Genomic DNA, 26,727 nt, shown 5'->3' on the forward strand with positions numbered 1-26,727 from the left:
GTGAACATATGAGTAAGATGCGTGTATATGAATATGCGAAAAAACAAAATGTTCAAAGCAAGGATATCATTGATAAACTGAAAAACATGAATGTGGATGTATCCAATCATATGTCGATGATCGATGAAGAAGCGATCCGTAAATTAAATGATGCCTATCAACCCAAAAATAAGAATACAGAGGAGAAACATAAAATAGAACATAAAAAGAACCCAACCAATGTAAACAAAGTCGAAAATAGAAATGAGAGTAAAAAAGAGAACACTATGAAAATTAAAAAAGACGAAGCACCCAAGAAGAATAATGGCAGCAATAACTCAAAACCGGGTCAAAAAAATAACAGTGGTCAACAAAACGCTAAACCCGGGCAAAACGCTAAACCCGGCCAAAAGGGCGGAAACCGACCGGGGAACAGAAACAACAACAGCAATCATAATAATAAAAACCGAAACAACAAAAACAATAACAGAGGAAAATCAGCACCGGCTCCTCAGCCGAAGCCGACCCCGGTAACACCGGATAAGATTACTTTCTCCGAATCACTTACTGTAAGTGAACTGGCGAAGAAACTGGCAAAAGAACCATCTGAAATCATTAAAAAATTGATGACTCTTGGTGTTATGGCAACAATCAACCAAGAGCTTGATAAAGAAACCATTGAGCTTATTGCATCAGATTACAATGTGGAAGTCGAAGAGGAAATTATCATCGACGTAACCGAATTCGAAAATTATGAAAATAACGATAAAGAAGAGGATCTTTCCATTCGTCCACCGGTGGTTACTATCATGGGTCACGTTGACCACGGGAAAACGACCTTGCTGGACTCCATACGAAACACAAAAGTAACCGCAAGTGAAGCAGGCGGAATCACTCAGCATATTGGTGCGTACCAGATCGAAGACAAAGGCAAGAAAATTACGTTCCTTGATACACCGGGGCATGCTGCGTTTACAACGATGCGTGCAAGAGGAGCTCAAGTAACGGATATCACGATTCTTGTGGTTGCCGCCGATGACGGTGTTATGCCGCAAACCGTTGAAGCCATCAACCATGCAAAAGCTGCAGAAGTGCCTATTATTGTTGCAGTGAACAAAATGGATAAGGAAGCAGCCAATCCTGACCGGGTTATGCAGGAATTGACCGAGCATGCTCTGATTCCGGAAGACTGGGGCGGCGATACGATTTTTGTTAATGTTTCTGCGATCAATGGGGAAGGAATCGACGACTTGATCGAAATGATTCAGTTGGTGGCGGAAGTCGAAGAACTGAAAGCCAATCCAAACCGTGCAGCTCAGGGTACAGTTATCGAGGCACAGCTTGATAAAGGCCGTGGATCAGTAGCTACGCTTCTCGTTCAAAACGGAACACTGAATGTGGGGGATCCAATTGTTGTCGGAAATACCTTCGGACGTGTCCGTGCCATGGTCAATGATATTGGCCGGCGTGTAAAAGTAGCCGGTCCATCTACCCCAGTTGAGATTACTGGATTAAATGATGTTCCTCAGGCCGGCGATCAATTCATGGTATTTACCGATGAAAAGAAAGCACGCCAGATTGGTGAAGCACGCTCCAAAAAGCAGTTGGAAGCCCAACGTAAGGAATCTTCCAAGTTGAACCTTGAAGATCTGTTCAATCAGATCAAAGAAGGCGATATTAAAGAAATCAATGTGATTATTAAAGCCGACGTTCAAGGCTCCGCCGAGGCGCTGGCCGGTTCCCTTCAAAAAATTGATGTGGAAGGCGTCAAGGTAAAGATCATTCATACGGGAGTAGGAGCGATCACTGAATCGGATATCATTCTTGCGTCTGCCTCCAATGCGATTATTATCGGATTTAACGTACGCCCTGACAACAATGCGAAACGTACAGCAGATGCTGAAAAAGTGGATGTGCGTCTGCACAGAATTATTTATAACGTGATCGAAGAAATTGAGTCAGCAATGAAAGGTATGCTAGACCCAGAGTTCGAAGAGAAGGTTATTGGACAGGTGGAGATCCGTACGACGTTTAAAGTATCAAAAGTGGGGACAATTGCCGGCTGTTATGTAACTGATGGTAAAGTTACCCGTGATTCCACCGTTCGCCTGATCCGTGATGGCGTTGTTATCTATGAAGGGAAAATAGATGCCCTCAAACGCTTTAAAGATGATGCAAAAGAAGTTAGTGCAGGCTACGAATGTGGTATTACATTAGAAAAGTTCAATGACATCAAAGAAGGAGATGTCATCGAAGCGTACATCATGGAAGAAATTAAACGGGCATGATTGGTTTCCTGACTGTGGAATGCTTCATTTATGAGTCCCATTCCCTGAAGGATAAACGCTCCGTTGTGAAAAAGGTCGTTACCCGGTTGAGACAGCAATTTAATCTTGCTGTCTCCGAGACCGACTTTCATGATTTATGGCAGAGAGCAGAACTTGGAATTGTAACCATTTCAAAGGACAAACTAATCGTGGAACAGGAACTTCAAAAGGCTATAAAGCTGATCAGCAGTATACCTGAGCTTGAAGTTACGTCCTCGGTTATCGAATGGTTATAATGGCTAGATAGAAACGGGGTGTAAGAATGAGTGAAATCCGATCCAACCGCATTGGTGAACAAATGAAAAAAGAAATGGGAGATATCATTGGCCGAAAGCTGAAAGATCCCCGCATCGGGTTTGTGACCGTTACCGGTGTCGAGGTAACGGGCGATCTGCAGCAGGCGACTGTATTTATTTCTGTTTTTGGCGATGATGAGCAAAAGGAACAGACGCTGCGGGGTCTGGCCAAGGCTTCCGGTTTTATCCGGACTGAAATCGGCAAGCGAATCCGGTTGCGCAAAACACCGGAAATTTCTTTCAAATTTGATGAATCCATCGAATATGGAAGCCGAATTGAAACATTGCTGACTGATATCAAAAGTTCTGATGAAGATAGTGATTACAATAAGAGATAGGCAGGCCTTGGTTTGTCTGTCTCTTCTTTTTTGATGTGAAAAAGGTGGGTATCAACAAATGGCAGGTATAAAGCCAGAAGGCATTTTGCCTTTATTGAAGCCGGCGGGAATGACATCCCATGACTGCGTGGCAAAGTTAAGAAAAATGCTGAAAACGAAAAAAGTGGGGCATACGGGCACGCTCGATCCCGAAGTGACGGGCGTGCTTCCCGTCTGTGTCGGAAGAGCAACAAAAATTGCACAGTATATGTCCGACTATCCAAAATCCTATCAGGCGGAAGCCATGATCGGAAAAGCGACAACCACAGAGGATGCCCATGGCGATGTGGTGGAAGACCAGCCTGTACCTGAGGGGTTGTCGGCTGAAGCGGTAAAAGATGCACTGGTTTCGCTGACAGGAAGAATCATGCAGGTTCCACCCATGTTTTCTGCTGTCAAAGTGAATGGGAAAAAGCTGTACCAATATGCAAGAGAGGGAATTGAAGTAGAACGGCCGGCAAGGGAAACGACGATCTACGAGTTGAACCTGCTTTCAGAGGAAACATACTTTTTTGGCCCTTACCCCGTTTTCCCCTTCTTTGTCAGATGCAGCAAAGGAACCTATGTAAGAACACTGGCTGTAGACATCGGGAAAAAACTGGGGTATCCCGCTCACATGTCTCACCTGGTCCGCACCAGCTCCGGTCCTTTTGAGATAGGGGACTGCTTTACCTTTGAACAGATTGAGCAGGCCATACAGGATGGCAATACGGACGACCTTTTTCTTCCCATCGAAAAGGCCATTGCTCATTTTGACGCGATCACCTGTGATGAAGAGATGGAAGCGCGCATAAAGAATGGTGCTGTCCTCTCCATGGCGTCTGAGGTGCAAAGCAGCCCGTTTGCCGTTTATAATAAAAATGGAAAGTGTATCGCTCTTTATAAACAACATCCGGAGAAACCAGGTATGATGAAACCGGAAAAAATTTTAGCCGTTGAGTAACGCATAGAGTTAGAAGGTGGAATTTTGAAAACAATAACGCTTACACATCCGCATCAATTCAATAAGAATGACCTTCCCCCAACCGTCATGGCCCTGGGGTATTTTGACGGCCTGCATCTGGGGCATCAGAAGGTAATCGGGACGGCAGCGGCCATTGCCCGGCACGGAAACATGGCATCGGCAGTGATGTCCTTTCATCCGCATCCGTCCGTTGTGCTTGGGAAAAAGGAAGCCCACGTCTCATATTTGACGCCAATTGAAAAGAAAGAGGAACTTTTGAGTGAACTCGGGATTGATATCTTCTATCTTGTAGAGTTCAATGAAGAGTTTGCCTCTCTCTCACCGATGAGGTTTATTGAGGAATATCTTATTGGCCTCCATGTACAGCATGTTGTTGCAGGATTTGACTATACGTACGGTAAATATGGCAAAGGAAACATGGCGATGATGGAGGAAAGTGCCAGGGGTATATTTTCTCAAACGGTAATTGAAAAATTGGATAAAAATGGACAGAAAATCAGTTCCACTCTTATTCGTAACCTGCTAAAGGAGGGAAATGTTGACGACATTCCTGAATATCTGGGAAGGCCGTACAGCATTTCCGGCAAGGTGGTTCACGGGGAGAGCAGAGGAACCTCCATTGGCTTTCCAACGGCCAATATTGATCCTGTTCCTGATTATTTGGTTCCCGCCAACGGGGTGTACATTGTACAGGCCGAAGTGGATGGTCGTCCGTTGAATGGAGTAGCCAACATCGGCACCAAACCGACCTTTCATGAAGAACGGGAGGCATCGATCGAGGTGCATCTTTTTGATTTTTCCTCTAATATCTATGGTAAAGATGTGGAAGTTTACTGGCTCTCCAGAATCCGGGACGAGAAGAAGTTTGAATCAGTGGATGCCCTTATTGAACAAATTGGCGCAGACAAACAGGCAGGCATAAATTATTTTTATGAAAAGTAGGCTTGCTCTTGCATTATTCTTAAAAAAGAGGTAATCTATTACCTGTACGTCAAGTACAAACAACCGCTGCTTGGCAGGGCGATTCACCGACGCTTGCTCGGTAGACGGGGTTTATATTTTAAAGGAGGTGAACAGGATGGCAATTTCTCAAGAACGTAAAAATGAACTGATCAGCGAGTACAAAACGCATGATCTTGATACTGGATCTCCAGAAGTTCAGATCGCTATCCTTACAGAGCAGATTAACACTCTTAATGACCATTTGCGTACTCATAAAAAGGATCACCACTCACGTCGTGGCCTTTTGAAAATGGTAGGTAAACGCCGTAACTTGCTAACGTATCTTCGTAACAAAGATGTTACACGTTATCGTGAGCTTATCAAAAAGCTTGGATTGCGTCGTTAATCGGAAAAGCGGGAATAAATTCCCGCTTTTTTTCTGTAGAAAAAACTTTATGCTTGAACCATTGTTGCCCTTGAAAGCTGTTGATTTCCGTTCCAGGATGCTAGCTTTCCGCAGGGCGGGCACTAAGCCCATCAGGCGCAAGCGCCTTCTCGGTCTTACCTGTCCCGCATTTCCTGCTGGAGTCTCGCATCTTGCACTACAATCAACCTGTCAATGAGTTAAATTGCAGGATTGTTTCCAAAGCAACAATTTTTTAGATAAAGTTCTTTCGATTAAAAAAAGCGTACATAGCAGATTAACTGTATACTTAAAAGAGCTGGCCTAGTTTTTCTTTTTAGGAACGTTCAGTTTAGGATATAATAGAGACATAAATATTTTCGTTTATTGTCGAGAGGAGTACCAATAGAAATGGAACAAGAGAAACGTATTTTTTCTATGGACTGGGCAGGCAGAGAACTGTCTTTTGAAATTGGAAATCTTGCAAAGCAAGCGAACGGAGCTGTATTTGTCAGATATGGTGATACTGCCGTTCTTTCTACAGCTGTGGCTTCAAAGGAGCCAAAGAACTTAAGCTTTTTCCCGCTTACAGTAAACTATGAAGAGCGTCTGTACGCGGTCGGTAAAATTCCTGGCGGATTTATCAAGAGGGAAGGCCGCCCGAGCGAGAAGGCTATTCTCGCCAGCCGTCTGATTGACCGTCCAATCCGTCCGCTTTTTGCTGATGGCTTCCGAAATGAAGTTCAGGTTGTCAGCACAGTGATGAGTGTAGACCAAGATTGTTCTTCAGAAATGGCTGCGATGATTGGATCATCTCTTTCATTGTCCATTTCAAACATCCCGTTTGAAGGACCGATTGCCGGGGTCACCATTGGCCGTATCGATGGCGAATTTATCGTGAATCCAACGGTCGAACAGAACGAGAAAAGCGACATTAATCTTATTGTAGCAGGCACAAAGGATGCCATTAATATGGTAGAGGCGGGAGCAAAGGAAGTTCCTGAAGAGGTCATGCTAGAAGCGATCATGTTCGCCCACGAGGAAATCAAGAAATTGATTGCCTTCCAGGATAAGATTGTGGAAGAGCTCGGAAAAGAAAAAATGGAAGTCGTGCTGCACGAAGTTGATCAGGAGCTTGTGGAGGAAGTGCGCAGCTTTATCGGTTCGGATTTGGCAGCAGCTGTTTCCGTTTTTGATAAGCAGGAAAGACAAAGTGCGCTTGATGAGTTAAAAGAACGAGTGGTTGCTCATTATGAAGAAACCGATGAAGAAAAGGTGGATGAAGCCAAAGAAGTGCTTCAGCTTCTGATCAAAGGCGAAGTTAGACGACTTATTCTCAAGGAAAAAGTTCGTCCGGATGGAAGAAAGATCAATGAGATCCGTCCACTCTCCTCTGATGTCAGCCTGCTGGCCCGTACGCACGGATCCGGGCTGTTTACGCGCGGTCAAACTCAGGCATTGAGCGTTTGTACGCTGGGAGCTTTGGGAGATGTACAGGTTCTTGACGGTTTGGGTGTGGAAGAATCCAAGCGTTTCATGCATCAATATAACTTCCCTCCATTCAGCGTCGGCGAAACCGGCTTTATGAGAGGACCGGGACGCCGTGAAATCGGACATGGTGCACTCGGAGAACGTGCTCTTGAAGCGGTTATCCCGTCAGAAGAAAGCTTCCCTTACACCATCCGACTTGTATCTGAAGTACTTGAATCCAACGGTTCAACTTCTCAGGCGAGTATTTGCGCAAGCACACTTGCCATGATGGATGCAGGTGTTCCAATCAAAGCTCCTGTAGCCGGTATTGCGATGGGCTTAGTAAGCGACGGCGAAGATGTAACGGTTCTTACTGATATCCAGGGTATGGAAGACCATCTGGGAGATATGGACTTTAAAGTTGCCGGTACTGAAAAAGGTGTTACAGCATTGCAGATGGATATTAAAATCTCTGGGATCAACCGTGAGATCTTGGAACAGGCGCTTACACAGGCAAAAGAAGGAAGAATGCACATTCTTTCCTCAATGCTTGATACACTGTCAGAACCTAGAAAACAACTGTCTACTTATGCTCCGAAAATTATTACGATGAAAATCAATCCGGATAAAATCAGAGACGTCATCGGGCCAAGCGGAAAAATCATCAATAAAATTATTGAAGAAACCGGCGTGAAAATCGACATCGAGCAGGACGGCACTGTATTTATCGCATCTGCCGACCAAGCGATGAACGAAAAAGCGCAAAAAATTATTGCTGATCTTGTTCGTGAAGTGCAAGTGGGCGAGTACTATGATGGAAAAGTGAAACGCATTGAAAAGTTCGGTGCTTTCGTTGAACTCTTCGCTGGAAAAGACGGGCTTGTTCACATCTCTGAAATAGCCGAAGAGCGAATCGGCAAAGTAGAGGATGTACTCAAACTCGGAGATATCATTCGTGTCAAGGTTACTGAGATTGACAACCAGGGACGTGTAAACCTTTCAAGAAAAGTTGTTTTGAAAGAGGAAAAGAAAGAACAGGAACAAAAGAATAGCGAACAATAATCAAAACCGGTTTTGGACTGTAACCCCTATTCCAATAATAGGGGTGCTGTTCATTACACGGTTTTTTTTGTTTGTTTTGAAGCTTGAAAATACCATTTATAGAGCGGGGCTCCATGTTCTAACCCTTCCAGATTGGACATACCTTTTTAATGGGGGGGAAGTGAGATGAAGAGAAATCTGCTGCATATGAGCATGGCTGCCCTGATTCTTGTGTTTGCTGTCGGTATGGTGCAAAACCCGTTTACCTCCACGTATATCGAAAAGATGAAGGATCAGACAGCGACGGTGTCCAAAATGCAGGAAAACAGCCTGTACGAAGAGCTTCAGCAAAAAGCGCCATCCTACCATAAAGCACCCATCGATGCGAAAATTGACAGGGTGTGGAAGGCGATTCCCGGTTATAACGGCATGGAACTGGATATTGATGCTTCGTACAAAAAATTAAAAGGAAGCAAAACGATCGACAAGAAAAAACTGGTGTTTAAACAAATTCCGCCAAAAGTGAAGCTGCAGGATCTGCCGCCATCACCAATCTATAAAGGAAACCCGGAAAAACCCATGGTAACGCTGCTTGTGAATGTGGCATGGGGGAATGAATATTTGCCTAAACTTTTAAAGATCATGAAAAATGCCCATGTTCATACTACTTTTTTTCTTGACGGGTCGTGGGTCAAGAAGAATCCAAGTCTCGCAAAGATGATTCTGGATGAAGGGCATGAAATCGGAAATCATGCATATACCCATCCTGATATGAAGCAATTGACGAACAAGCGGATCAGGGAAGAGCTTTCGAGTACCAATCAAGTGATCCAGGCGACGCTTGGAGACAGGAAGAAAGTTCCTGTAAAATGGTTTGCACCGCCAAGCGGGTCCTATCGCGATGACGTCGTGAAAATTGCTGCCGAAGAAAAAATGAGAACCATCATGTGGTCGGTGGATACGGTAGACTGGAGGAAGCCGAACCCGGCGGTAATGGCCCAGTCCGTGATAAGAAAACTGCATCCGGGGGCGATGATTCTCATGCATCCCACGTCATCAACCGCTGATGGCTTACAGCAAATCATCGACGGCATAAAAGCAAAAGGATACGCTATTGGAACGGTGAGCGACCTGATGGATGAAAAACGCCTGCACCTCAAGTCATCCGCTGAATAACATTGTTGTATGATAGGTATGTTAATGATATATTGTTCCTAGAGATGGAATTACAGCTAGGGGGAAACAGGTTTGATTACTAGACATACGTGTCCAAACGGCGTGAGGGTCGTTTTGGAAAAGATTCCAACCGTCCGTTCCGTTGCGATCGGGGTATGGATCGGCACAGGTTCACGGTTTGAAGTTCCCGAAAATAATGGGGTTTCTCACTTTTTGGAGCACATGTTCTTTAAAGGGACAGAAACCCGCAGTGCAAGGGAAATCGCTGAATCATTTGACAGCATTGGCGGCCAGGTCAATGCGTTTACTTCCAAAGAATATACATGCTACTATGCCAAGGTGCTGGATACTCATGCACCGAGAGCGCTAAATGTACTGTCCGATATGTTTTTTAACTCCGCGTTTGATGAGCAGGAGCTGTTAAAAGAAAAGAATGTCGTGCTTGAAGAGATCAAAATGTATGAAGATACACCAGATGATATTGTTCATGATCTTCTCAGCAGGGCCAGCTTTCATCAGCATTCTCTCGGCTATCCGATTCTTGGTACGGAAAATACTCTGAATACATTTACAGGGCAAACCCTTCGCAATTATATGAAAGACTACTATACACCCGAAAATGTGGTTGTTTCAGTGGCCGGAAATGTAGAAGAGAGCTTTATTAAGGAAATAGAGGATCTGTTTGGAAGCTATTCAGGCAGCAGGATGGCTTCAAGCCTGCAGGCGCCAGTCTTTCACAGTCAAAAGATTGCCCGCAAGAAGGAAACAGAACAAGCTCACCTTTGTCTCGGTTTCCCTGGGCTGTCCCTGAAAGATCCGGACACCTACTCTCTGATTGTGCTGAATAATATTTTTGGATCAAGCATGAGCAGCCGGTTGTTCCAGGAAGTCCGTGAGCAGCGCGGTCTGGCCTACTCCGTGTTCTCCTACCATTCGGCATATAAGGACAATGGTTTGTTTACGATTTATGGAGGAACGGCTCCCAATCAACTTGATGAGCTGTATGATACCGTGACGATGATCGTCAACGATCTTCAAGATAACGGAATCACTGATAAAGAGCTGGTCAACTCCAAGGAACAAATCAAAGGCAGCTTGATGCTCAGTCTCGAAAGCACCAACAGCAGAATGAGCAGAAACGGAAAGAATGAGCTCATTTTGAATTACCATCGTTCACTTGATGAAATGGTTCAATTGATCGACGGGGTAACAAAAGAAACGGTCGATTCTCTGATTGAAAAGATATTCAGCAAGGAATGCTCCGCTTCCCTTGTCAGCCCGGCCGGTGAACTTCCAAAAGGATTGCAATAAAGCCTGCAGCATGTTGCTGCACCCTCAATGTCAGGGTGCAGCTGACATTAGCTGGAGGTTTTTTATTATGGTGGGAGACAATAAAATTCAGGCTTGGACCTAGGTTGTCTACTCAATCCCCAATCTTTTTCCTGAATATAATGATAGAGCAAATGAGAACGAATAACCGATTTTATTCCTGTTGACTCCGGATTGGCACTGTAACCATCTAGGCAAAGTGTTCATATGATGGTGTTGCGAACATGAACAAGGATTTCCCCTGTTTATAACGGAGCGACAGAGAAAGGGGAGGAAGCATGTTAACTGACTTGCAAGTTGCCATATTTGGCGGTGATGCCAGACAGCTGGAAGTAATTCGTAAGTTGGCTGAACAAGGGGCAAATCTTGTGCTTGTGGGATTTGATCAGCTCGACCACGGATTTACAGGAGCTTCGAAAATGGATATTGGTGAAGTCGACTTTTCCAAATTGGATGTCATCATTCTTCCGGTGAATGGATCAGGTCCGAATGGAGAAATTGATACCATTTTTTCAAATAAACGCATCATACTTACTGCTGAACATTTAAAAAGAACCCCGAAACATTGCCATTTGTATTCAGGTATCACGAATGCCTATTTGGATAAAATTGTCTCACAAAGCGGCAAAGGGCATACCCAGCTTTTTGACCGGGATGACGTTGCCATTTATAACAGCATTCCGACAGTCGAAGGTACGTTGATGATGGTGATTCAGAACACGGATACGACCATTCATAATTCGAACACCGTTGTCCTTGGTTTTGGCCGGGTCGGCATGAGTGTGGCAAGAGCGTTTGATGCGCTTGGTGCCAATGTAAAAGTTGGAGCAAGAAAACCTGAACATTTGGCAAGAATCAGCGAAATGGGCTTTATACCTTTTCATCTTGATCATCTGCAGAAAGAAGTGACCAACACGGATGTATGCATCAATACAATTCCGTTTCAAATTGTAACCTCCGGTGTGATTTCTAAAATGCCAACTCAGACATTGATTATAGATCTGGCTTCCAAGCCAGGCGGTACTGATTTTAAGTATGCTGAAAAAAGAGGCATTAAGGCATTGCTGGCCCCAGGATTGCCGGGTATCGTCGCACCGAAGACAGCAGGGCAGATTCTTGGCAATGTTCTTTCCCAATTAATAGGTGAACAAATGAGTACTCGAAAGGGGAAAGTGTAATGAAGGTCCATGGTAAACATATAGGATTTGGTTTAACAGGTTCACACTGCACGTATGATGCTGTATACCCCGAAATCAAACGGCTGGTAGAAGAGGGTGCGAAGGTCACTCCGTTCGTTACACATACCGTGCAAAACACAAATACCCGGTTCGGCGATGGAGAAGAGTGGCTTGAAAAGATAACACAAATTACAGGAACTGAACCTGTTAATTCGATTGTCAAGGCGGAGCCGTTCGGACCGAGGACTCCTCTGGACTGCATGATCATCGCACCGCTGACGGGTAACTCTATCAGCAAGTTTGCCAATGCTATGACAGATTCACCCGTTTTAATGGCGGCAAAAGCCACCATGAGGAACCAGTCACCGGTCGTTCTCGGAATATCGACCAATGACGGGCTAGGATTGAACGGAGTTAATATTATGAAGTTAATGGCTGCCAAAAACATTTATTTTGTGCCCTACGGCCAGGATGATCCGGTAAACAAGCAAAATTCACTGGTCGCCCATATGGAATATCTCCTTGAAACGGTTGAGGCTGCACTTGAAGGAAAACAGCTGCAGCCGGTTCTCAGGATGTCTCAATCGCAATAAATGTGAAAAATAGCTTACCAATGGCGCGAATTATGATAAAATGTGAAATAAAATGTTTATTGGAAGCCAGTAATCTCTCATTTGAAGCAGTGAAGGGAACAATGTTGTTTCACAAGGGGAGAAACACTCGTTGTTTCTCCCTTTCTGTTTTAAAGTCAAGTATGGAGAACAAAAAGGAGATAGTGTTAAAATGACTCAAAAAGGATTTAATGTAGCTGTAGTCGGAGCAACAGGCGCAGTCGGACAACAAATGCTTAAAACACTTGAAGAAAGAAACTTTCCAATCGCAAAGTTGTCTCTTCTTGCGAGCAGCAGGTCTGCCGGAAGAAGTGTTGAGTATAAAGGGGAGGAAGTTGTCATTCAGGAAGCAACTCCGGACGCATTTGAAGGGGTTGATATTGCCTTGTTCTCTGCGGGTGGATCCATTTCAAAGGAACTTGCCCCGGAAGCGGTAAAACGCGGAGCTGTGGTAATCGACAACACCAGTGCGTACCGTATGGACGAAAATGTTCCTTTGGTGGTACCTGAAGTAAACGAGGGAGATATTGCCAAACACCAGGGTATTATCGCCAATCCGAACTGCTCAACCATTCAAATGGTCGTTGCACTAAAGCCTCTGCAAGAGAAGTATGGATTGAATAAAGTGATTGTATCCACCTATCAGGCAGTTTCAGGAGCAGGCGCGAAAGCCATCCAGGAGCTTAGAACTCAATCTCAAGCGATTTTGGACGGTGAAGAATTTACACCAGAAATCCTGCCATGTGCCGGTGACAAGAAGCATTATCAGATTGCGTTCAATGCCGTACCGCAAATCGATAAATTCCAGGATAATGGCTATACATTTGAAGAAATGAAAATGATTAATGAGACGAAAAAAATCATGCATATGCCATCACTCGCAGTGGCGGCTACCTGTGTCCGGCTTCCGGTAGAGACGGGCCATTCCGAATCTGTTTATGTGGAGCTTGGAGAAGATGTTTCTTCTGTCCATGAAATTAAGGAGCTTCTTTCTGCATCTGCCGGCATTACTCTCCAGGATGATCCGGATCATCAAGTCTACCCGATGCCTGCTTACTGTGTTGGCAAAAATGATGTCTTCGTGGGACGCGTCAGAAAAGACTTGGACCGCGAAAATGGTTTTCATATGTGGATTGTATCCGACAATCTGTTAAAAGGTGCTGCCTGGAATTCGGTTCAGATTGCAGAAAGCCTCATTAAACTCGGATTGCTGAACTAATTAAAGAAGGTGCTAACTTCATGAAAATAATCATACAAAAATTTGGCGGCACATCTTTAAAAGATGAAAATGGAAGAGAACTGGCTGCACAGCATGTGAGACGGGCGATAAGTGAAGGATACAAGGTAGTCTGTGTGGTATCGGCCATGGGACGTTCGGGCGATCCGTATGCCACCGATACATTGCTTCGGCTACTAGGGGAAAATAATCAGCATGTGGAGAGCAGAGAATATGATCTGCTTCTTTCCTGTGGAGAGATTATCTCTTCTGTCGTGTTTTCCAACCTTCTGAAATCAAAAGAGATTTCGGCTTCTGCGCTTACAGGTTCACAAGCGGGATTCCGGACCAATGATGAGCACAAAAATGCCAGAATTACCGATATGCAGTGTGAACGTCTGCAATCCATGCTTGAAACTTATGATGCGGTGGTTGTTGCAGGATTTCAGGGAGAAGCTGCAAACGGTGACGTCACTACGCTCGGCCGTGGCGGCAGCGACACCTCTGCTTCTGCTTTAGGTGCTGCCCTTGACGCTGAATATATTGACATATTTACAGATGTAGAAGGGGTCATGACGGCGGATCCGCGGATTGTAGAGGATGCGCAGCCGCTTTCTGTTGTCACGTATAATGAAATCTGCAACATGGCCTATCAGGGAGCAAAAGTGATACACCCGAGAGCAGTTGAGATTGCCATGCAGGCGAAGGTTCCGCTCAGAATCCGGTCCACTTATTCAGAACTTCCGGGAACACTCGTGACTTCAGCCACGTCCAAGGGCGCAGGAAGAGATGTCCAGGATCATGTCATAACCGGCATTGCCCATGTTCCAAAGGTGACTCAGATTAAGGTGTTCGCCAAGGATGCCCAATATGATTTGCACACGAACGTCTTTAAGGCAATGGCGAAAGAGCAGATATCTGTGGACTTTTTTAACATTAGTCCAAAAGGCGTCGTGTATACGGTAATGGAAAATATGGCCGAGCATGCTGAAAAGGTGCTGCGCGAACACGGCTACTCACCAGAAATCACCAGAAACTGTGCCAAAGTGTCGGCAGTGGGTGCCGGTATGTCAGGCGTTCCTGGTGTAACCGCAAGGATCGTTGAAGCGCTGGTCAATGAAAACATACAGATACTGCAATCCGCAGATTCGCATACTACCATTTGGGTGCTTGTCAGACAGGATGATATGGTCAAAGCGGTGAATGCTCTGCACAGAGCTTTTGAGCTGCACAACATCCATTCAAAAGGCCGGCAGCTGTCAGAATAAGTACGAAAAACGGATGTTGATTGCAAGATTTAAGGAGCTGATATTCATGCATTTTGGAAACGTAAGTACTGCCATGGTTACACCCTTTGACAGTAAAGGAAACATTGATTTGACCAAAACAACAAAGCTGGTCAATTATTTGATTGAAAACGGCAGTGACAGCCTTGTGGTCGCAGGGACAACCGGTGAATCTCCAACATTGTCCACAGAAGAAAAACTTGCCCTGTTCCGCCATGTTGTAAAAGTGGTAGACAAGAGAGTGCCGGTAATTGCCGGTACAGGCAGCAACAACACAAGGGCTTCCATCGATTTAACAAAAAAGGCGGAAGAAACAGGCGTCGACGCGATCATGATCGTTGCTCCGTACTATAATAAACCGAGCCAGGAAGGAATCCTTGCCCATTTCAAGGCGATTGCAGAAACAACCTCCCTGCCGATCATGGCGTATAATGTTCCCGGCCGTACGGTTGTTCATTTTACGGCAGATACAGTGATCGAGCTGTCCAAAATCCCGAATGTCATCGCGATTAAGGATGCAGGAAGTAATCTGGGAGATATGAGCCGGATCATTGAAGAGACAGAGGATTTTCAACTCTACAGCGGTGATGACGGCATGACACTGCCCGTATTATCCATCGGCGGTACTGGTATAGTATCGGTGGCCTCCCATGTGATCGGAAACGAAATGCAACAAATGGTTACAGCCTATAAACAAGGAAGAGTAACAGAAGCAGCAAGACTTCACCGGAAGCTTCTTCCCGTAATGGATGAGCTGTTCAAGGCACCGAGTCCTGCTCCGGTAAAAACGGCCCTCCAGTTTAAAGGGCTTGATGTTGGCAGTGTGAGACTTCCTTTATTGCCTCTAAACCATCAGCAGCGGGAATCACTATCTCAAGTTATGAATATTTCATTGTAAAAAAGCGGCCATCGAGCCGCTTTTTTTTATAACTCTGCTCGCAAACCTCTAAGTCATCGAGACAGGAAATGCAAAAAAGAAAAAAACAGTTCTCCTTGTATTCGCTTTCGAACATAAGCTATAATAAATGCAAGTGACGTGAACGGAGAAATACATAACCAACAACTAGGAGGATTATTACATTGACAACAAAACAACAAAATAGCGATAAAGTAAGAGTTTTTGCCCTGGGTGGTATAGGGGAAATCGGCAAAAACATGTATGTGGTCGAAGCGGGGGAAGATATCTTTGTCCTGGATGCGGGGCTCATGTTTCCGCAGGAAGAGATGCTGGGCATCGATATTGTGATTCCTGACATTACTTACCTTGTGCAGAACAAGGACAGAGTAAAGGGGATCTTTCTAACTCACGCACACGAGGACCATATCGGCGGCCTTCCTTTTATTTTAAAGCAGCTTCCTGTTCCGGTTTATGGAACGAAGCTCACCCTTGGGCTTGTAGACGCAAAGCTTAAAGAAGCTGGGCTTCAACGGAGCACCAAGACCTTTTTGGTGAATTCTGATTCCGTCCTTGACTTTGGCGAACATAAAGTCTCTTTTTTTGGAACCAATCACAGTATTCCTGATTCCGTCGGCATTGCCGTTCACACGCCGCAGGGAGTCATTGTGAATACAGGGGACTTCAAGATTGACCAGTCTCCGATTGATGGTAAGCATACTGAATTTGCCAAAATTTCAGAGCTGAGCCAAAAAGGGGTGCTTTGTCTTCTCTCCGACAGCACGAATGCTGAAAGACCAGGGATGACAGGGTCGGAAAAATCTGTGGGCTACGAAATTGACAATGTGTTCGAGGAAGCAAAGGGTCGTGTAATTATTGCTTCATTTGCTTCCAATGTCCATCGAATCCAACAGATTTTCACTGCGGCTGCGAAAACCAACCGAAAGATCGTTATTACCGGCCGAAGCATGGTGAAGGTCGTGGATATCGCATCAGAGTTAGGTTACCTGAACATTGAGAAAGACAGTATTATCTCCATGGATCAGATAAACAATTACGCCGAAGACCGGATTGTTATACTTACAACCGGCAGCCAGGGAGAGCAAATGGCAGCTCTTTCACGCATGGCCCATAAAGCCCACAAACAAATTGCGATCAGACATACTGATACTGTAGTCATTGCCGCCACTCCGATCCCGGGGAACGAGCGGTCTGTGGCACGCATTGTGGATCTTCTTATGCGGACGGGAGCAGATGTTGTTTTCGGACAACGCAAAGTTCACGTTTCCGGTCACGGAAGCCAGGAAGAATTAAAATTGATGCTAAGCTTGATGAAGCCTAAATATTTCATCCCCGTTCACGGTGAATATAAAATGCAGAAAGCCCACCAAAACCTGGCACTTCAGGTAGGTGTGGTCCCAGAAAATATATTTATTCTCGAAAAAGGCGAAGTGGTTGAATTCACGGATGGATTGGCCAAACGAACAGGAAAAGTACCATCCGGTAATGTTCTGGTTGATGGCCTTGGAGTAGGGGATATTGGCAACATCGTTCTCCGCGACCGGAAACTGCTATCCCAGGATGGCATACTCGTCGTTGTCGTTACGATCAGCAAAGCTTCCAACCAGATCATCTCCGGACCGGAAATTATCTCTCGCGGCTTTGTGTATGTACGCGAAAGCGAAGAGCTTCTTCAGGAAGCCAATTCACTTGTAACGGAGGTCCTCGACCGATGCATGCAGGAAAAAGTAAAAGATTGGTCTTCCTTAAAATCCAATATGCGTGATTCATTAAGTCAATATTTGTTTGATAAAACACGGCGCCGTCCAATGATTATGCCCATTATTATGGAAATTTAAGCCTGCGATACCGCAGGCTTTTTTTCGTCCGAATGAAAATAACCCATGCGTTCATACTAAAAGAAAATGGATATCATCCGAGGGGGTTGTTGTATGAACCGCATGACGAATGACATAAATGAAGAACAAGAACCAAAGCGAGAAGAAAATAACGAACAAAGCAGTCTGGTTAACAAGCTCCAGGCTCTTGGCCAAACCAACGTTCCACAAATGGAAGGCTCAAGCATACATTGCCTGACCATTGTTGGCCAAATTGAAGGACATGTCCAACTGCCTCCCAACAACAAGACAACCAAATATGAACACCTAATCCCACAGCTGGTGGCAATCGAACAAAACCCGAAAATTGAAGGGCTTCTCATTATTTTGAATACCGTTGGTGGTGATGTGGAAGCAGGACTTGCGATTTCAGAAATGATTGCCTCCCTCTCAAAGCCTTCCGTCTCTCTTGTACTTGGTGGCGGCCACTCCATTGGTGTGCCGATAGCCGTGAGCGCCGATTATTCTTTCATAGCGGAAACCGCAACAATGACCATTCATCCCGTAAGGCTGACCGGACTTGTGATTGGTGTTCCACAGACGTTTGAATATATGGATAAAATGCAGGACAGGGTCATCAATTTTGTGACCTCACATTCGGATATCACAGAGGAAAAGTTTAAGGAATTGATGTTTTCCAAAGGCAATTTAACGCGTGACATCGGGACAAACGTGATAGGAAAGGATGCCGTCAACGACGGACTGATCAACGAAGTTGGTGGCGTGGGTCAGGCCATCTCGAAGCTGAATGAACTAATGGAACAAAACCGGAAATCCAAACCCGAGGATGGGTTAGAGGTGATCCAATGATATGGTATACACTCATGCCCTTTGAATTGATGTTTCCACAGGACGCAGCAGCAGAAGAACAAACCCAGCCGATGACCGTTCTTTATAACAACATTCCGATTCTTGTGGAGCAAGTTTCACCGATGGAATATAAAGTAGTCCGCGTCATCAGCACAGATCCGGCGCATTTTATGGACGAATCGTGCGGACCCGGGCAGATTCTGTCGATGAACACATTTGTAAACCCATAGAAAACAAGTGTGCCCCTGTGATATAATAATGGACAAAGAAGCAGCCCTTTAGCGGCTGCTTTAGTTGGTTTAAGGAAAAAGAGGTGAAAGAATGGCAAAACGCAATAAAAAAACATCGAAAAAGACATCAGCCTGGAAAGAACAGCTGAGCTTTGAGCTCGCTGGCCTTCTTTTGCTTGCTTTAACATTGCTTGCCCTTGCCAAAATGGGGAAAGTCGGGCAGGCGTTTGTACAGTTTTTAAAATTTTTCAGCGGAGAATGGTACGGTGTACTGCTGATCGGAACCCTTGTTATTGCCATCTATCTGATTTGGAAGCGAAAATCACCGCCCGTTTGGGGAAAACGCTTGGCAGGCTTTTATTTATTTTACATATCCATGCTGATTCTCAGTCATCTGAAATTGTTTTCTCTTCTTTCCAAGCAGGGAAAATGGTCGGATCCTTCCGTCATCCGAAACACCTGGGAGATATATTGGTCTCAGCTGTCGGGAAGTATACCGCAGGGAGATCTTGGCGGAGGCATGATTGGAGCAGTGGGTTTTGCAATGTTCCATTTTCTGTTTGGTGTGCAAGGTTCTGCAGTCATCCTGGTTTTTGTTATGATCATTGCCATTATATTAATTACCGGAAAGTCATTGTCAGGTGTCATCGCCAAATTGGCCGAAGCAGTCGGCAGCCTTTCTTCAACGGCCTATGAATCGTTTCAAAACAAACGGCAGGAACTGAAAGAAAACCGAAAAAAGGTACATAGACAAGCGCCCACAAGATCACAAGAGCCGGCTGAAGCCCATCAAGAAACCCGGACAATGGATGAAGAATACGAACCCATTATCGAAGACTTCACAAGGAACGTTCATGATGATGAAAGTCCAGCGGTACAACTGAAATTTGGTTCCAAAGGCTTTCACGAAGAACCGGAGACTCAAACGGAAACCAGCCATGCCCCAACGGAAGATAAGCAGGACGGACTTCCTGCAAGCTTTGAACAGACAGAAGAAGAACATAACGAAAACTATTTGCTCCCTTCCATGGATTTGCTAGTCAGACCGACTTCCACTGGCCAGCATAAGGAACGGCAATATTCGGCGAGCAAAAGCAACGCAAAAAAACTCGAGAAAACCTTTGAAAGCTTTGGGGTAAAAGCAAGAGTGCTGAAGGTTCATCTTGGCCCGGCAGTAACGAAATATGAAGTGTATCCCGATGTAGGAGTAAAGGTAAGCAAAATCGTCAACCTCGCCGATGATATCGCCCTGGCACTTGCCGCCAAAGATATCCGGATTGAAGCTCCTATTCCCGGCAAATCAGCGGTCGGTATTGAGGTTCCTAACCAGGAGGTAGCTACGGTTACGCTACGTGAAGTCCTTGAATCCAGTCAATATCAGAAACAAACCTCCAAACTTGCGATTGGGCTCGGAAGGGATATCTCGGGGGAACCTATTTTTGCCGAACTGTCCAGAATGCCTCACCTTCTGGTAGCCGGGGCAACAGGAAGCGGGAAAAGTGTTTGTATCAATGGCATCATTACAAGCATATTGATGAGAGCCAAACCACATGAAGTGAAGATGATGATGATTGACCCGAAAATGGTTGAACTTAACGTGTATAACGGAGTTCCTCATCTCCTGGCTCCCGTCGTAACAGAGCCGAAAAAGGCAGCTCAGGCCCTGAAACGGGTGGTCAGTGAAATGGAACGCCGTTATGAATTGTTTTCCCACACAGGGACCCGGAATATTGAGGGGTACAATGAAGGCATACGCAGAGCTAACAATGAACGTGATGCGAAACAGCCGACCCTGCCTTATATTGTCGTGATTGTGGATGAGCTGGCAGATTTGATGATGGTGGCTTCAGGAGATGTAGAAGATGCCATTATCCGTCTTGCCCAGATGGCACGAGCGGCAGGAATTCATCTGATTATCGCAACCCAGCGGCCTTCAGTGGATGTAATTACAGGGATTATTAAAGCCAATATCCCATCCCGGATTGCGTTTAGTGTTTCCTCTCAGACCGACTCGCGTACCATTCTTGATATGGGCGGCGCAGAAAAACTGCTGGGCCGCGGCGATATGCTCTTTTTCCCTTCAGGAACATCTAAACCTACAAGGGTGCAGGGAGCATTTCTATCGGATCAGGAAGTGGAAAAAATTGTGGAATTCGTGATCGGGCAGCAGAAAGCGCAATACCAGAAAGACATGATTCCAACGGAAGAAGCGCAGGTGACGATGGAAGTGGAGGATGACTTGTTCCCTGAAGCGGTAAAACTTGTGGTGGACATGCAGACGGCCTCGGTTTCCATGCTCCAGCGGCGATTTCGAATCGGCTATTCACGGGCAGCCAGGCTGGTGGATGCCATGGAAGCAAAGGGAGTTATCGGTCCTTATGAGGGCAGCAAGCCAAGAGAAGTGCTGCTTACGTCTCTACCGGAACAAAACCAGGCATCAAGCTAAAAAACGGAACCCCAGAACGCGGGGTTCTTTTTTTTAACCTGCCTTTTCTGAATAATGTGTATATTCCCGTTTTAAAAAAATCTCAAAAAATAGTATTTATTTCTCATGCTAAAAATGATATATTAATGTCGATTATTTTATTTATTTGTCAAAAAAATTTTACACTTGAAAAACACTATATTATTAATGGTTTTGATTGTCTATCGAGGTGAGTAAAAACGTGTCCATTAAGACGGATCATCGTCTGCTGTATTTAAAAGTCATTGAGAAATTGAAAGCCGACATCGAAAATGGCACTTATGAGGAAGGAGAAAAGCTTCCATCCGAATTTGAGCTGTCAAAGCAGTTGGGCATTAGCAGGGCAACATTACGAGAAGCGCTGCGCATCCTTGAAGACGAAAATATTCTGATCAGAAAACATGGTGTAGGAACCTTTGTTAGGACCAGAGCCCTATTTTCTTCCGGAATAGAAGAACTCTTCAGTGTAACTGAAATGATTGAACGGGCAGGCAAAAAGGCTGACACCGTCTTTATTTCGTCGGTGGTGGTCCCTGCTGTGGATGACCTGAAACATCAGTTTAAACTACCGCCGGACGGCGAAATCAATGTAGTGGAACGAGTGAGAACCGCTGACGGCGAGCCTGTTGTTTACTGCATTGACCAAATGCCGGCAGCGTTTATGCCTGCCGAATCACAGCATAAGTACCTTTCCATGCTCGAAATGCTTGAAAGAGAAGCCGGCAAGCGTGTTATGTATGCTGTTACAACGATTGAACCTCTCGGGTTTCATGAACGAATTTCAGAAATCCTGGAATGTCCCGAAGAAGCCTCGCTTCTTGTATTAAAGCAGATGCATTACGACCAGAATGATGAGCCGGTTTTATATTCCTGCAATTATTTTAGAGCCGATAAATTTAATTTCACAGTAGTCAGAAAACGATTATAGTAAGTTTATCCTATATTGGGGGTGATGTGCTACACCGTTTGCTCAATGTGTTAAGAGTGTTATCCGTATAAAAAATTAGGGGGAAAAACAATTGAAAAAGAGAACCGGGGTTTTATTAAGTCTTGCATTAGCAGCTGGTACACTGCTTTCTGCCTGTGGGAAAGATGACGGCGGGGGATCAAATGCCGATGGTAAGAAGGATGCATTTAAGGTGGCCATGGTCACCGACACTGGCGGTGTAGACGATAAGTCCTTTAACCAATCCGCTTGGGAAGGGCTCCAAAAGTTCGGCAAAGACAACAACATGAAAAAAGGGACAGACTTTAAATATCTTCAATCCACGGCTGCTAGTGATTACGCTCCCAACATTAACTCATTAGTTCGCGATAACTACAAGCTTGTATACGGAATCGGATTCCTGATGCAGCAGGATATTCAAAAAGTGGCCAAACAACAGCCAAAAGCACAGCTTGCTCTTGTTGACTCTGTTGTACCGGAAAAGAACGTGGCCAGCATCACATTCAAAGAGCATGAAGGCTCTTTCCTTGTCGGTCTGATTGCGGGTATGCAGACAAAAACCAACAAAGTCGGATTCGTGGGCGGCGTGGACAGTGAATTGATCAAAAAGTTTGAAAATGGATTTAAAGCAGGTGTAAAAACAGCGAATCCAAAGGCTGAGATTTTTGTTCAATACGCCGGTGACTTCAACAAAGCAGAAAAAGGGCAAGCCATTGCCAACACCTTCTACGGAAAAGGCGCTGATATCATCTATCATGCAGCTGGCGGAACCGGAAAAGGCGTATTTACAGAAGCAAAGAACCGTTCCAAAAATGGCAAAAAGGTTTGGGTTATCGGAGTTGACCGTGACCAGCACGAAGAAGGAATGCCAGAAGATGTAACACTGACTTCCATGGTTAAGCGTGTGGACAAGGCGGTTGAAGAAGTTTCCAAGCAAACGATGGACGGAAAGTTTCCTGGCGGAAAAACAGTTGAATTCGGACTCGATCAAGACGGTGTGGGAATCGCCCCTCATAAAGAGAATGTTTCAAAAGACGCTCTTGCCAAAGTCGATGAGTATAAAAAGAAAATACAGGACGGTGACATCACGGTCCCTAAGACAGACAAAGAGTATAAGACATTTGAAGCTAACATGAAAAAGTAAATGCTAAAAAGTAAAGGCTGGTATTCGTTTACTGGCCTTTATTTACGCCATAAAAGGTTAGACTTCTGACTCCTAGAGAGACCAAGAATAAAAGTCATTGAGGGGTGAACTCGGTGGAATATGTTATTGAAATGAGAAACATACGCAAAGAATTTCCTGGAATTGTTGCCAACGACAATGTCACATTGCAGGTGAAAAAAGGTGAGATTCATGCGCTTTTGGGCGAAAACGGAGCTGGAAAATCAACCTTGATGAACGTGCTCTTCGGTTTGTATCAGCCAGAGCAGGGTGAAATTTATGTAAAAGGAAAACCCATTTCCATTACCGATCCGAATATCGCCAACCGGCTTGGAATCGGCATGGTGCATCAGCACTTTATGCTCGTTGAAAACTTTACTGTAACAGAAAATATTATACTAGGCAAAGAAATCACTACGGGAGGCCGTGTGGATTTGAAAAAGGCTGCCAAGGAAGTCAAGGCGCTTTCTGACCGTTATGGTTTATCGGTAGATCCAAACGCAAAGATTGAAAATATTTCGGTGGGTATGCAGCAGCGGGTGGAAATTTTGAAAACGTTGTATCGCGGAGCTGAAATTCTAATCTTTGACGAGCCAACAGCTGTACTCACGCCGCAGGAAATTCATGAATTGATGGAAATCATGAAAAAACTCGTGGCCGAAGGGAAATCCATCATCCTTATCACGCATAAGCTTAAAGAAATTATGGAGGCATGCGACAGATGCACCGTCATCAGAAGGGGACGCGGCATCGGCACCGTCGATGTGGCAGAGACGAATCCAGATAAGCTTGCGGCTATGATGGTAGGACGCGAAGTCAATTTTAAAGTGGACAAAACGGACGCTTCACCGAAGCAAACCGTTCTTAAGATCGAGAACCTCGTTGTAGAGGATGCGAGAAAAGTACCGGTTGTCGATGGCCTTAACCTGGAGATTAAAGCGGGTGAAATCCTCGGTATTGCAGGGGTTGACGGGAATGGTCAGACGGAGCTGTTAGAAGCCATTACAGGCCTAAGAAAAGTTGTCAGGGGAACCGTTGAGCTCAATGGTAAGAACATTACCAACCATAAGCCAAGAAAGGTTACAGAAGCAGGAGTTGGCCACATCCCGCAGGACCGGCATAAACACGGTCTCGTTCTGGATTTTTCCATTGGAACAAATATGGTTCTGCAAACGTACTATCAGCAGCCTTTTTCCAAACATAAAATTCTTAAATTTCCGGCGATTTTTGAGAAGGCCAATCAACTCATCAAAGAGTTTGACGTGCGAACGCCAAGTGAGCACACATTGGCCAGAGCGTTATCGGGAGGCAATCAGCAAAAAGCGATCATTGCCAGGGAAGTGGACAGAAGCCCCGACTTTTTGATTGCTGCCCAGCCGACCCGGGGCCTTGACGTCGGGGCGATCGAATTTATCCACTCAAAACTCATAGAGGAACGAGATAAAGGAAAAGCGGTGCTTCTGCTCTCCTTTGAACTTGATGAAGTCATGAATGTCAGTGACCGGATCGCTGTTATTTATGAAGGAAAAATTGTAGCCATCGTTGATCCGGAGGAAACGACGGAACAAGAGCTCGGACTGCTTATGGCAGGCGGGAAGAAACAAAAAGCAGGTGATCGTAGTGAATCTCATTAAAGGCCGTTTATTTCATATTCTTGTACCCGTTGTTTCAGTTTTATTGGGGCTTTTGATCGGCGGCATAATCATGCTTGTCAGCAATTACAACCCGATTTCCGCCTATGCGGCGCTGATCGACGGAATATTTGGAAATGGCTACAACCTGGGTGAAACCATTCGTGCGGCATCTCCGCTCATTTTATCGGGTCTCGCCGTTGCGTTTGCGTTCAGAACCGGCCTTTTTAACATCGGGGTTGAAGGGCAACTGCTTGTCGGCTGGCTCGCTTCGGTTTATGTAGGCATTCATTTTGATCTTCCCAAGGTGATTCATCTTCCTTTTGCCATTTTGGCAGGTGCAGCGGCGGGTGCACTATGGGGAGTCATTCCTGGTTTTTTGAAAGCGAAGTTTAAAGTACATGAAGTTATCACAACGATCATGATGAATTATATTGCGCTCTATACAACCAACGGTATCATACGCGCCTACATGCTGGCGCCCGGCGAGCGGACAAAGGACATTAAAGAATCCGCATCCCTGGCTTCACCGTGGCTGCAGCAGCTTACCGAGTTTTCACGTCTTCACTATGGTATTGTGGTAGCCATTCTGGCTGCTGTTATCATGTGGTTCATTTTATGGAAGACCACGACCGGATATGAATTAAGGGCCGTGGGCTTCAACCAGCATGCTTCACAATATGCAGGAATCAATGTGTCCAAGAACATCGTGCTCGCCATGGCGATTTCCGGTGCATTTGCAGGTGCGGCAGGAACGATGGAAGGACTTGGAACCTATCAATACATGACCATTAATAATGCGTTTACAGGGGTTGGTTTTGACGGTATTGCGGTCTCCCTGCTTGGTGCCAATGGCTCTGTCGGAATTATTATTGCTGCCTTGTTGTTTGGAGGGCTAAAGATTGGATCGCTTACCATGCAATCCGCTGCAGGCGTGCCAACCGAACTCGTAGGAATTGTCATCGCACTTATCATTTTCTTTGTGGCGTCAAGCTACCTGATTCGATGGCTGACCAACCGATTTACAAAAGGGGGTAAAATCTGATGGATTTCTTTCAAATTCTTGCCCTTATCGTTCCGGCCGCGATCGTATCGGCAGCACCACTTATTCTAACAGCGCTTGGCGGAGTGCTCAGTGAACGTTCAGGCGTGGTAAACATTGGACTTGAAGGGCTGATGATGTTCGGTGCCTTTATCGGAGCTGTTTTTACCCATTATGGGGAACAGTGGGGACTTGGCGGTGGTTCTCCATGGATGAGTTTTGTGGTAGCTATTGTCGCCGGAGCGCTTTTTGCTGTTCCGCACGCGGTGGCCAGCATCTCGCTGAAAGCCGACCAGGTGGTCAGCGGTGTGGCGCTTAACTTTTTGGCCGCTGGACTCTCCATCTTTTTGACAAAGAAGCTGTTTGGAGCTGGCCAGACGCCGGATATCCAGGAACGGATCGGAAAAGGTGATGTTCCGGTGCTGTCCAAGATCCCGGTGATCGGAGACCTGTTTTTCTCCAACGCATACTCAACATCATTTGTTGCCGTGTTTCTTGCTTTTGTTGTGTGGTATATCATATATAAAACACCGTTCGGGCTTCGCCTCCGGTCTGTCGGGGAGCACCCTATGGCTGCAGACACCATGGGGATCAACGTGATCAAAACGCGTTACATTTCAGTAATCATGGGGGGAGCCTTTGCAGGACTCGGCGGAGCCATTTATGTGGCTTCCATCGCCGGGAACTTCACAGGTTCAACCATTTCCGGCCAAGGTTTCATGGCTCTTGCCGCCATGATCTTTGGGAAATGGCATCCGCTGGGTGCTATGGGTGCGGCTCTCTTTTTCGGTCTTGCCCAAAGCTTGAGTATTACAGGGGAACAAATCCCGCTCCTGAAAGATATCCCTGATGTGTATCTTCTGATTTTGCCTTATGTACTGACCATTCTTGCCCTTGCCGGGTTTGTCGGCAGAGCGGATGCACCAAAAGCATCCGGACAGCCTTACGAAAAAGGCAAACGATAAGAACCAGAGCCTGTTTCCCCTCGGGGATCAGGCTCTTTATTTCTTCTACAGGCAGGAAAAGTCATGTTTGCTATGGAAAGTGGGTACAC

Annotated in this window: 23 protein-coding genes; all 23 read left to right on the top strand. The window is 45.5% G+C overall.

The features are described 5' to 3' along the window. The first annotated feature begins 8 nt into the window (after positions 1–8). The 23 genes from infB (at position 9) to AS030_RS06275 (ending at position 26,638) form a co-directional block, all read left to right on the top strand. Positions 9–2,267, top strand: a complete 2,259-nt coding sequence (gene infB / locus AS030_RS06165) for a translation initiation factor IF-2 (protein ID WP_061969502.1) — start codon at positions 9–11, stop codon at positions 2,265–2,267. Then, positions 2,264–2,542, top strand: coding sequence for a DUF503 domain-containing protein (locus AS030_RS06170; protein WP_061969504.1), 279 nt, complete (start codon positions 2,264–2,266; stop codon positions 2,540–2,542). The genes infB and AS030_RS06170 overlap by 4 nt, the downstream gene beginning before the upstream one ends. Positions 2,543–2,568: 26 nt before the next feature. Beyond that, positions 2,569–2,940, top strand: coding sequence for a 30S ribosome-binding factor RbfA (rbfA, locus tag AS030_RS06175; RefSeq protein ID WP_061969507.1), 372 nt, complete (start codon positions 2,569–2,571; stop codon positions 2,938–2,940). A gap of 58 nt (positions 2,941–2,998) precedes the next feature. Then, the gene (truB, locus tag AS030_RS06180; RefSeq protein ID WP_061969510.1) at positions 2,999–3,922 is read left to right on the top strand and encodes a tRNA pseudouridine(55) synthase TruB; all 924 of its coding nucleotides are present in this window, start codon (positions 2,999–3,001) and stop codon (positions 3,920–3,922) included. 24 nt (positions 3,923–3,946) lie between these two features. Further along, positions 3,947–4,885 carry a bifunctional riboflavin kinase/FAD synthetase gene (gene ribF, locus AS030_RS06185; protein WP_061969513.1) on the top strand — a complete coding sequence of 313 codons (939 nt, stop codon included), beginning with the start codon at positions 3,947–3,949 and terminating at the stop codon, positions 4,883–4,885. Between the two features lie 136 nt (positions 4,886–5,021). Continuing rightward, positions 5,022–5,291 (top strand): 30S ribosomal protein S15, encoded by a 270-nt coding sequence (rpsO, locus tag AS030_RS06190; RefSeq protein WP_061969515.1) that lies wholly within the window; start codon positions 5,022–5,024, stop codon positions 5,289–5,291. A 408-nt stretch (positions 5,292–5,699) separates the two neighbouring features. Continuing rightward, entirely contained in the window at positions 5,700–7,820 is a 2,121-nt protein-coding gene (pnp, locus tag AS030_RS06195; protein ID WP_061969517.1) for a polyribonucleotide nucleotidyltransferase, read from the top strand. Between the two features lie 165 nt (positions 7,821–7,985). After that, the gene (locus AS030_RS06200; RefSeq protein ID WP_061969520.1) at positions 7,986–8,975 is read left to right on the top strand and encodes a polysaccharide deacetylase family protein; all 990 of its coding nucleotides are present in this window, start codon (positions 7,986–7,988) and stop codon (positions 8,973–8,975) included. A 72-nt stretch (positions 8,976–9,047) separates the two neighbouring features. Then, complete coding sequence (locus tag AS030_RS06205) at positions 9,048–10,286, top strand: M16 family metallopeptidase (RefSeq protein ID WP_061969523.1); 1,239 nt, start codon at positions 9,048–9,050, stop codon at positions 10,284–10,286. A gap of 296 nt (positions 10,287–10,582) precedes the next feature. After that, positions 10,583–11,482: a dipicolinic acid synthetase subunit A gene (gene dpaA, locus AS030_RS06210; RefSeq protein ID WP_061969525.1), complete on the top strand. Its 900-nt coding sequence runs from the start codon at positions 10,583–10,585 to the stop codon at positions 11,480–11,482. Further along, positions 11,482–12,075 (top strand): dipicolinate synthase subunit B, encoded by a 594-nt coding sequence (gene dpaB, locus AS030_RS06215; RefSeq protein WP_061969528.1) that lies wholly within the window; start codon positions 11,482–11,484, stop codon positions 12,073–12,075. Before dpaA ends, dpaB begins: the two co-directional genes overlap by 1 nt. A 190-nt stretch (positions 12,076–12,265) precedes the next feature. Beyond that, on the top strand, positions 12,266–13,312 hold the full coding sequence (gene asd, locus AS030_RS06220) for an aspartate-semialdehyde dehydrogenase (RefSeq protein WP_061969531.1): 1,047 nt from the start codon (positions 12,266–12,268) through the stop codon (positions 13,310–13,312). 20 nt (positions 13,313–13,332) lie between these two features. After that, entirely contained in the window at positions 13,333–14,577 is a 1,245-nt protein-coding gene (gene dapG, locus AS030_RS06225) for an aspartate kinase (protein WP_061969533.1), read from the top strand. Positions 14,578–14,623: 46 nt separating this feature from the next. Then, positions 14,624–15,493 (top strand): 4-hydroxy-tetrahydrodipicolinate synthase, encoded by an 870-nt coding sequence (dapA, locus tag AS030_RS06230; protein WP_061969536.1) that lies wholly within the window; start codon positions 14,624–14,626, stop codon positions 15,491–15,493. 182 nt (positions 15,494–15,675) lie between these two features. Next, positions 15,676–17,349 carry a ribonuclease J gene (locus AS030_RS06235; RefSeq protein WP_061969539.1) on the top strand — a complete coding sequence of 558 codons (1,674 nt, stop codon included), beginning with the start codon at positions 15,676–15,678 and terminating at the stop codon, positions 17,347–17,349. A 102-nt stretch (positions 17,350–17,451) separates the two neighbouring features. Continuing rightward, positions 17,452–18,198 (top strand): ClpP family protease, encoded by a 747-nt coding sequence (locus tag AS030_RS06240; protein ID WP_082635772.1) that lies wholly within the window; start codon positions 17,452–17,454, stop codon positions 18,196–18,198. Then, positions 18,195–18,428, top strand: a complete 234-nt coding sequence (locus AS030_RS06245; protein WP_061969544.1) for a YlzJ-like family protein — start codon at positions 18,195–18,197, stop codon at positions 18,426–18,428. The genes AS030_RS06240 and AS030_RS06245 overlap by 4 nt, the downstream gene beginning before the upstream one ends. Before the next feature lie 91 nt (positions 18,429–18,519). Further along, positions 18,520–20,874: an FtsK/SpoIIIE family DNA translocase gene (locus AS030_RS06250; RefSeq protein WP_061969547.1), complete on the top strand. Its 2,355-nt coding sequence runs from the start codon at positions 18,520–18,522 to the stop codon at positions 20,872–20,874. 220 nt (positions 20,875–21,094) lie between these two features. After that, positions 21,095–21,820, top strand: a complete 726-nt coding sequence (locus AS030_RS06255; RefSeq protein WP_061969549.1) for a GntR family transcriptional regulator — start codon at positions 21,095–21,097, stop codon at positions 21,818–21,820. 91 nt (positions 21,821–21,911) lie between these two features. Next, positions 21,912–22,982: a BMP family lipoprotein gene (locus tag AS030_RS06260; protein WP_061969552.1), complete on the top strand. Its 1,071-nt coding sequence runs from the start codon at positions 21,912–21,914 to the stop codon at positions 22,980–22,982. 113 nt (positions 22,983–23,095) lie between these two features. Then, positions 23,096–24,634 (top strand): ABC transporter ATP-binding protein, encoded by a 1,539-nt coding sequence (locus AS030_RS06265; protein ID WP_061969555.1) that lies wholly within the window; start codon positions 23,096–23,098, stop codon positions 24,632–24,634. Beyond that, positions 24,630–25,676 carry an ABC transporter permease gene (locus tag AS030_RS06270; RefSeq protein WP_420889645.1) on the top strand — a complete coding sequence of 349 codons (1,047 nt, stop codon included), beginning with the start codon at positions 24,630–24,632 and terminating at the stop codon, positions 25,674–25,676. The genes AS030_RS06265 and AS030_RS06270 overlap by 5 nt, the downstream gene beginning before the upstream one ends. Then, positions 25,676–26,638 carry an ABC transporter permease gene (locus AS030_RS06275; protein WP_061969560.1) on the top strand — a complete coding sequence of 321 codons (963 nt, stop codon included), beginning with the start codon at positions 25,676–25,678 and terminating at the stop codon, positions 26,636–26,638. The genes AS030_RS06270 and AS030_RS06275 overlap by 1 nt, the downstream gene beginning before the upstream one ends. Positions 26,639–26,727: the final 89 nt, after the last annotated feature.

The organism is Fictibacillus enclensis, from assembly GCF_001457035.1.
Lineage (GTDB): Bacteria > Bacillota > Bacilli > Bacillales > Fictibacillaceae > Fictibacillus_C > Fictibacillus_C enclensis.

Excerpts from the sequence above, each read along its gene's own strand:
- infB (WP_061969502.1), top strand. The coding sequence starts at position 9 with ATGAGTAAGATGCGTGTATATGAATATGCGAAAAAACAAAATGTTCAA.
- AS030_RS06170 (WP_061969504.1), top strand. The coding sequence starts at position 2,264 with ATGATTGGTTTCCTGACTGTGGAATGCTTCATTTATGAGTCCCATTCC.
- rbfA (WP_061969507.1), top strand. The coding sequence starts at position 2,569 with ATGAGTGAAATCCGATCCAACCGCATTGGTGAACAAATGAAAAAAGAA.
- truB (WP_061969510.1), top strand. The coding sequence starts at position 2,999 with ATGGCAGGTATAAAGCCAGAAGGCATTTTGCCTTTATTGAAGCCGGCG.
- rpsO (WP_061969515.1), top strand. The coding sequence starts at position 5,022 with ATGGCAATTTCTCAAGAACGTAAAAATGAACTGATCAGCGAGTACAAA.
- pnp (WP_061969517.1), top strand. The coding sequence starts at position 5,700 with ATGGAACAAGAGAAACGTATTTTTTCTATGGACTGGGCAGGCAGAGAA.
- AS030_RS06200 (WP_061969520.1), top strand. The coding sequence starts at position 7,986 with ATGAAGAGAAATCTGCTGCATATGAGCATGGCTGCCCTGATTCTTGTG.
- dpaA (WP_061969525.1), top strand. The coding sequence starts at position 10,583 with ATGTTAACTGACTTGCAAGTTGCCATATTTGGCGGTGATGCCAGACAG.
- dpaB (WP_061969528.1), top strand. The coding sequence starts at position 11,482 with ATGAAGGTCCATGGTAAACATATAGGATTTGGTTTAACAGGTTCACAC.
- asd (WP_061969531.1), top strand. The coding sequence starts at position 12,266 with ATGACTCAAAAAGGATTTAATGTAGCTGTAGTCGGAGCAACAGGCGCA.
- dapG (WP_061969533.1), top strand. The coding sequence starts at position 13,333 with ATGAAAATAATCATACAAAAATTTGGCGGCACATCTTTAAAAGATGAA.
- dapA (WP_061969536.1), top strand. The coding sequence starts at position 14,624 with ATGCATTTTGGAAACGTAAGTACTGCCATGGTTACACCCTTTGACAGT.
- AS030_RS06240 (WP_082635772.1), top strand. The coding sequence starts at position 17,452 with ATGACGAATGACATAAATGAAGAACAAGAACCAAAGCGAGAAGAAAAT.
- AS030_RS06245 (WP_061969544.1), top strand. The coding sequence starts at position 18,195 with ATGATATGGTATACACTCATGCCCTTTGAATTGATGTTTCCACAGGAC.
- AS030_RS06250 (WP_061969547.1), top strand. The coding sequence starts at position 18,520 with ATGGCAAAACGCAATAAAAAAACATCGAAAAAGACATCAGCCTGGAAA.
- AS030_RS06275 (WP_061969560.1), top strand. The coding sequence starts at position 25,676 with ATGGATTTCTTTCAAATTCTTGCCCTTATCGTTCCGGCCGCGATCGTA.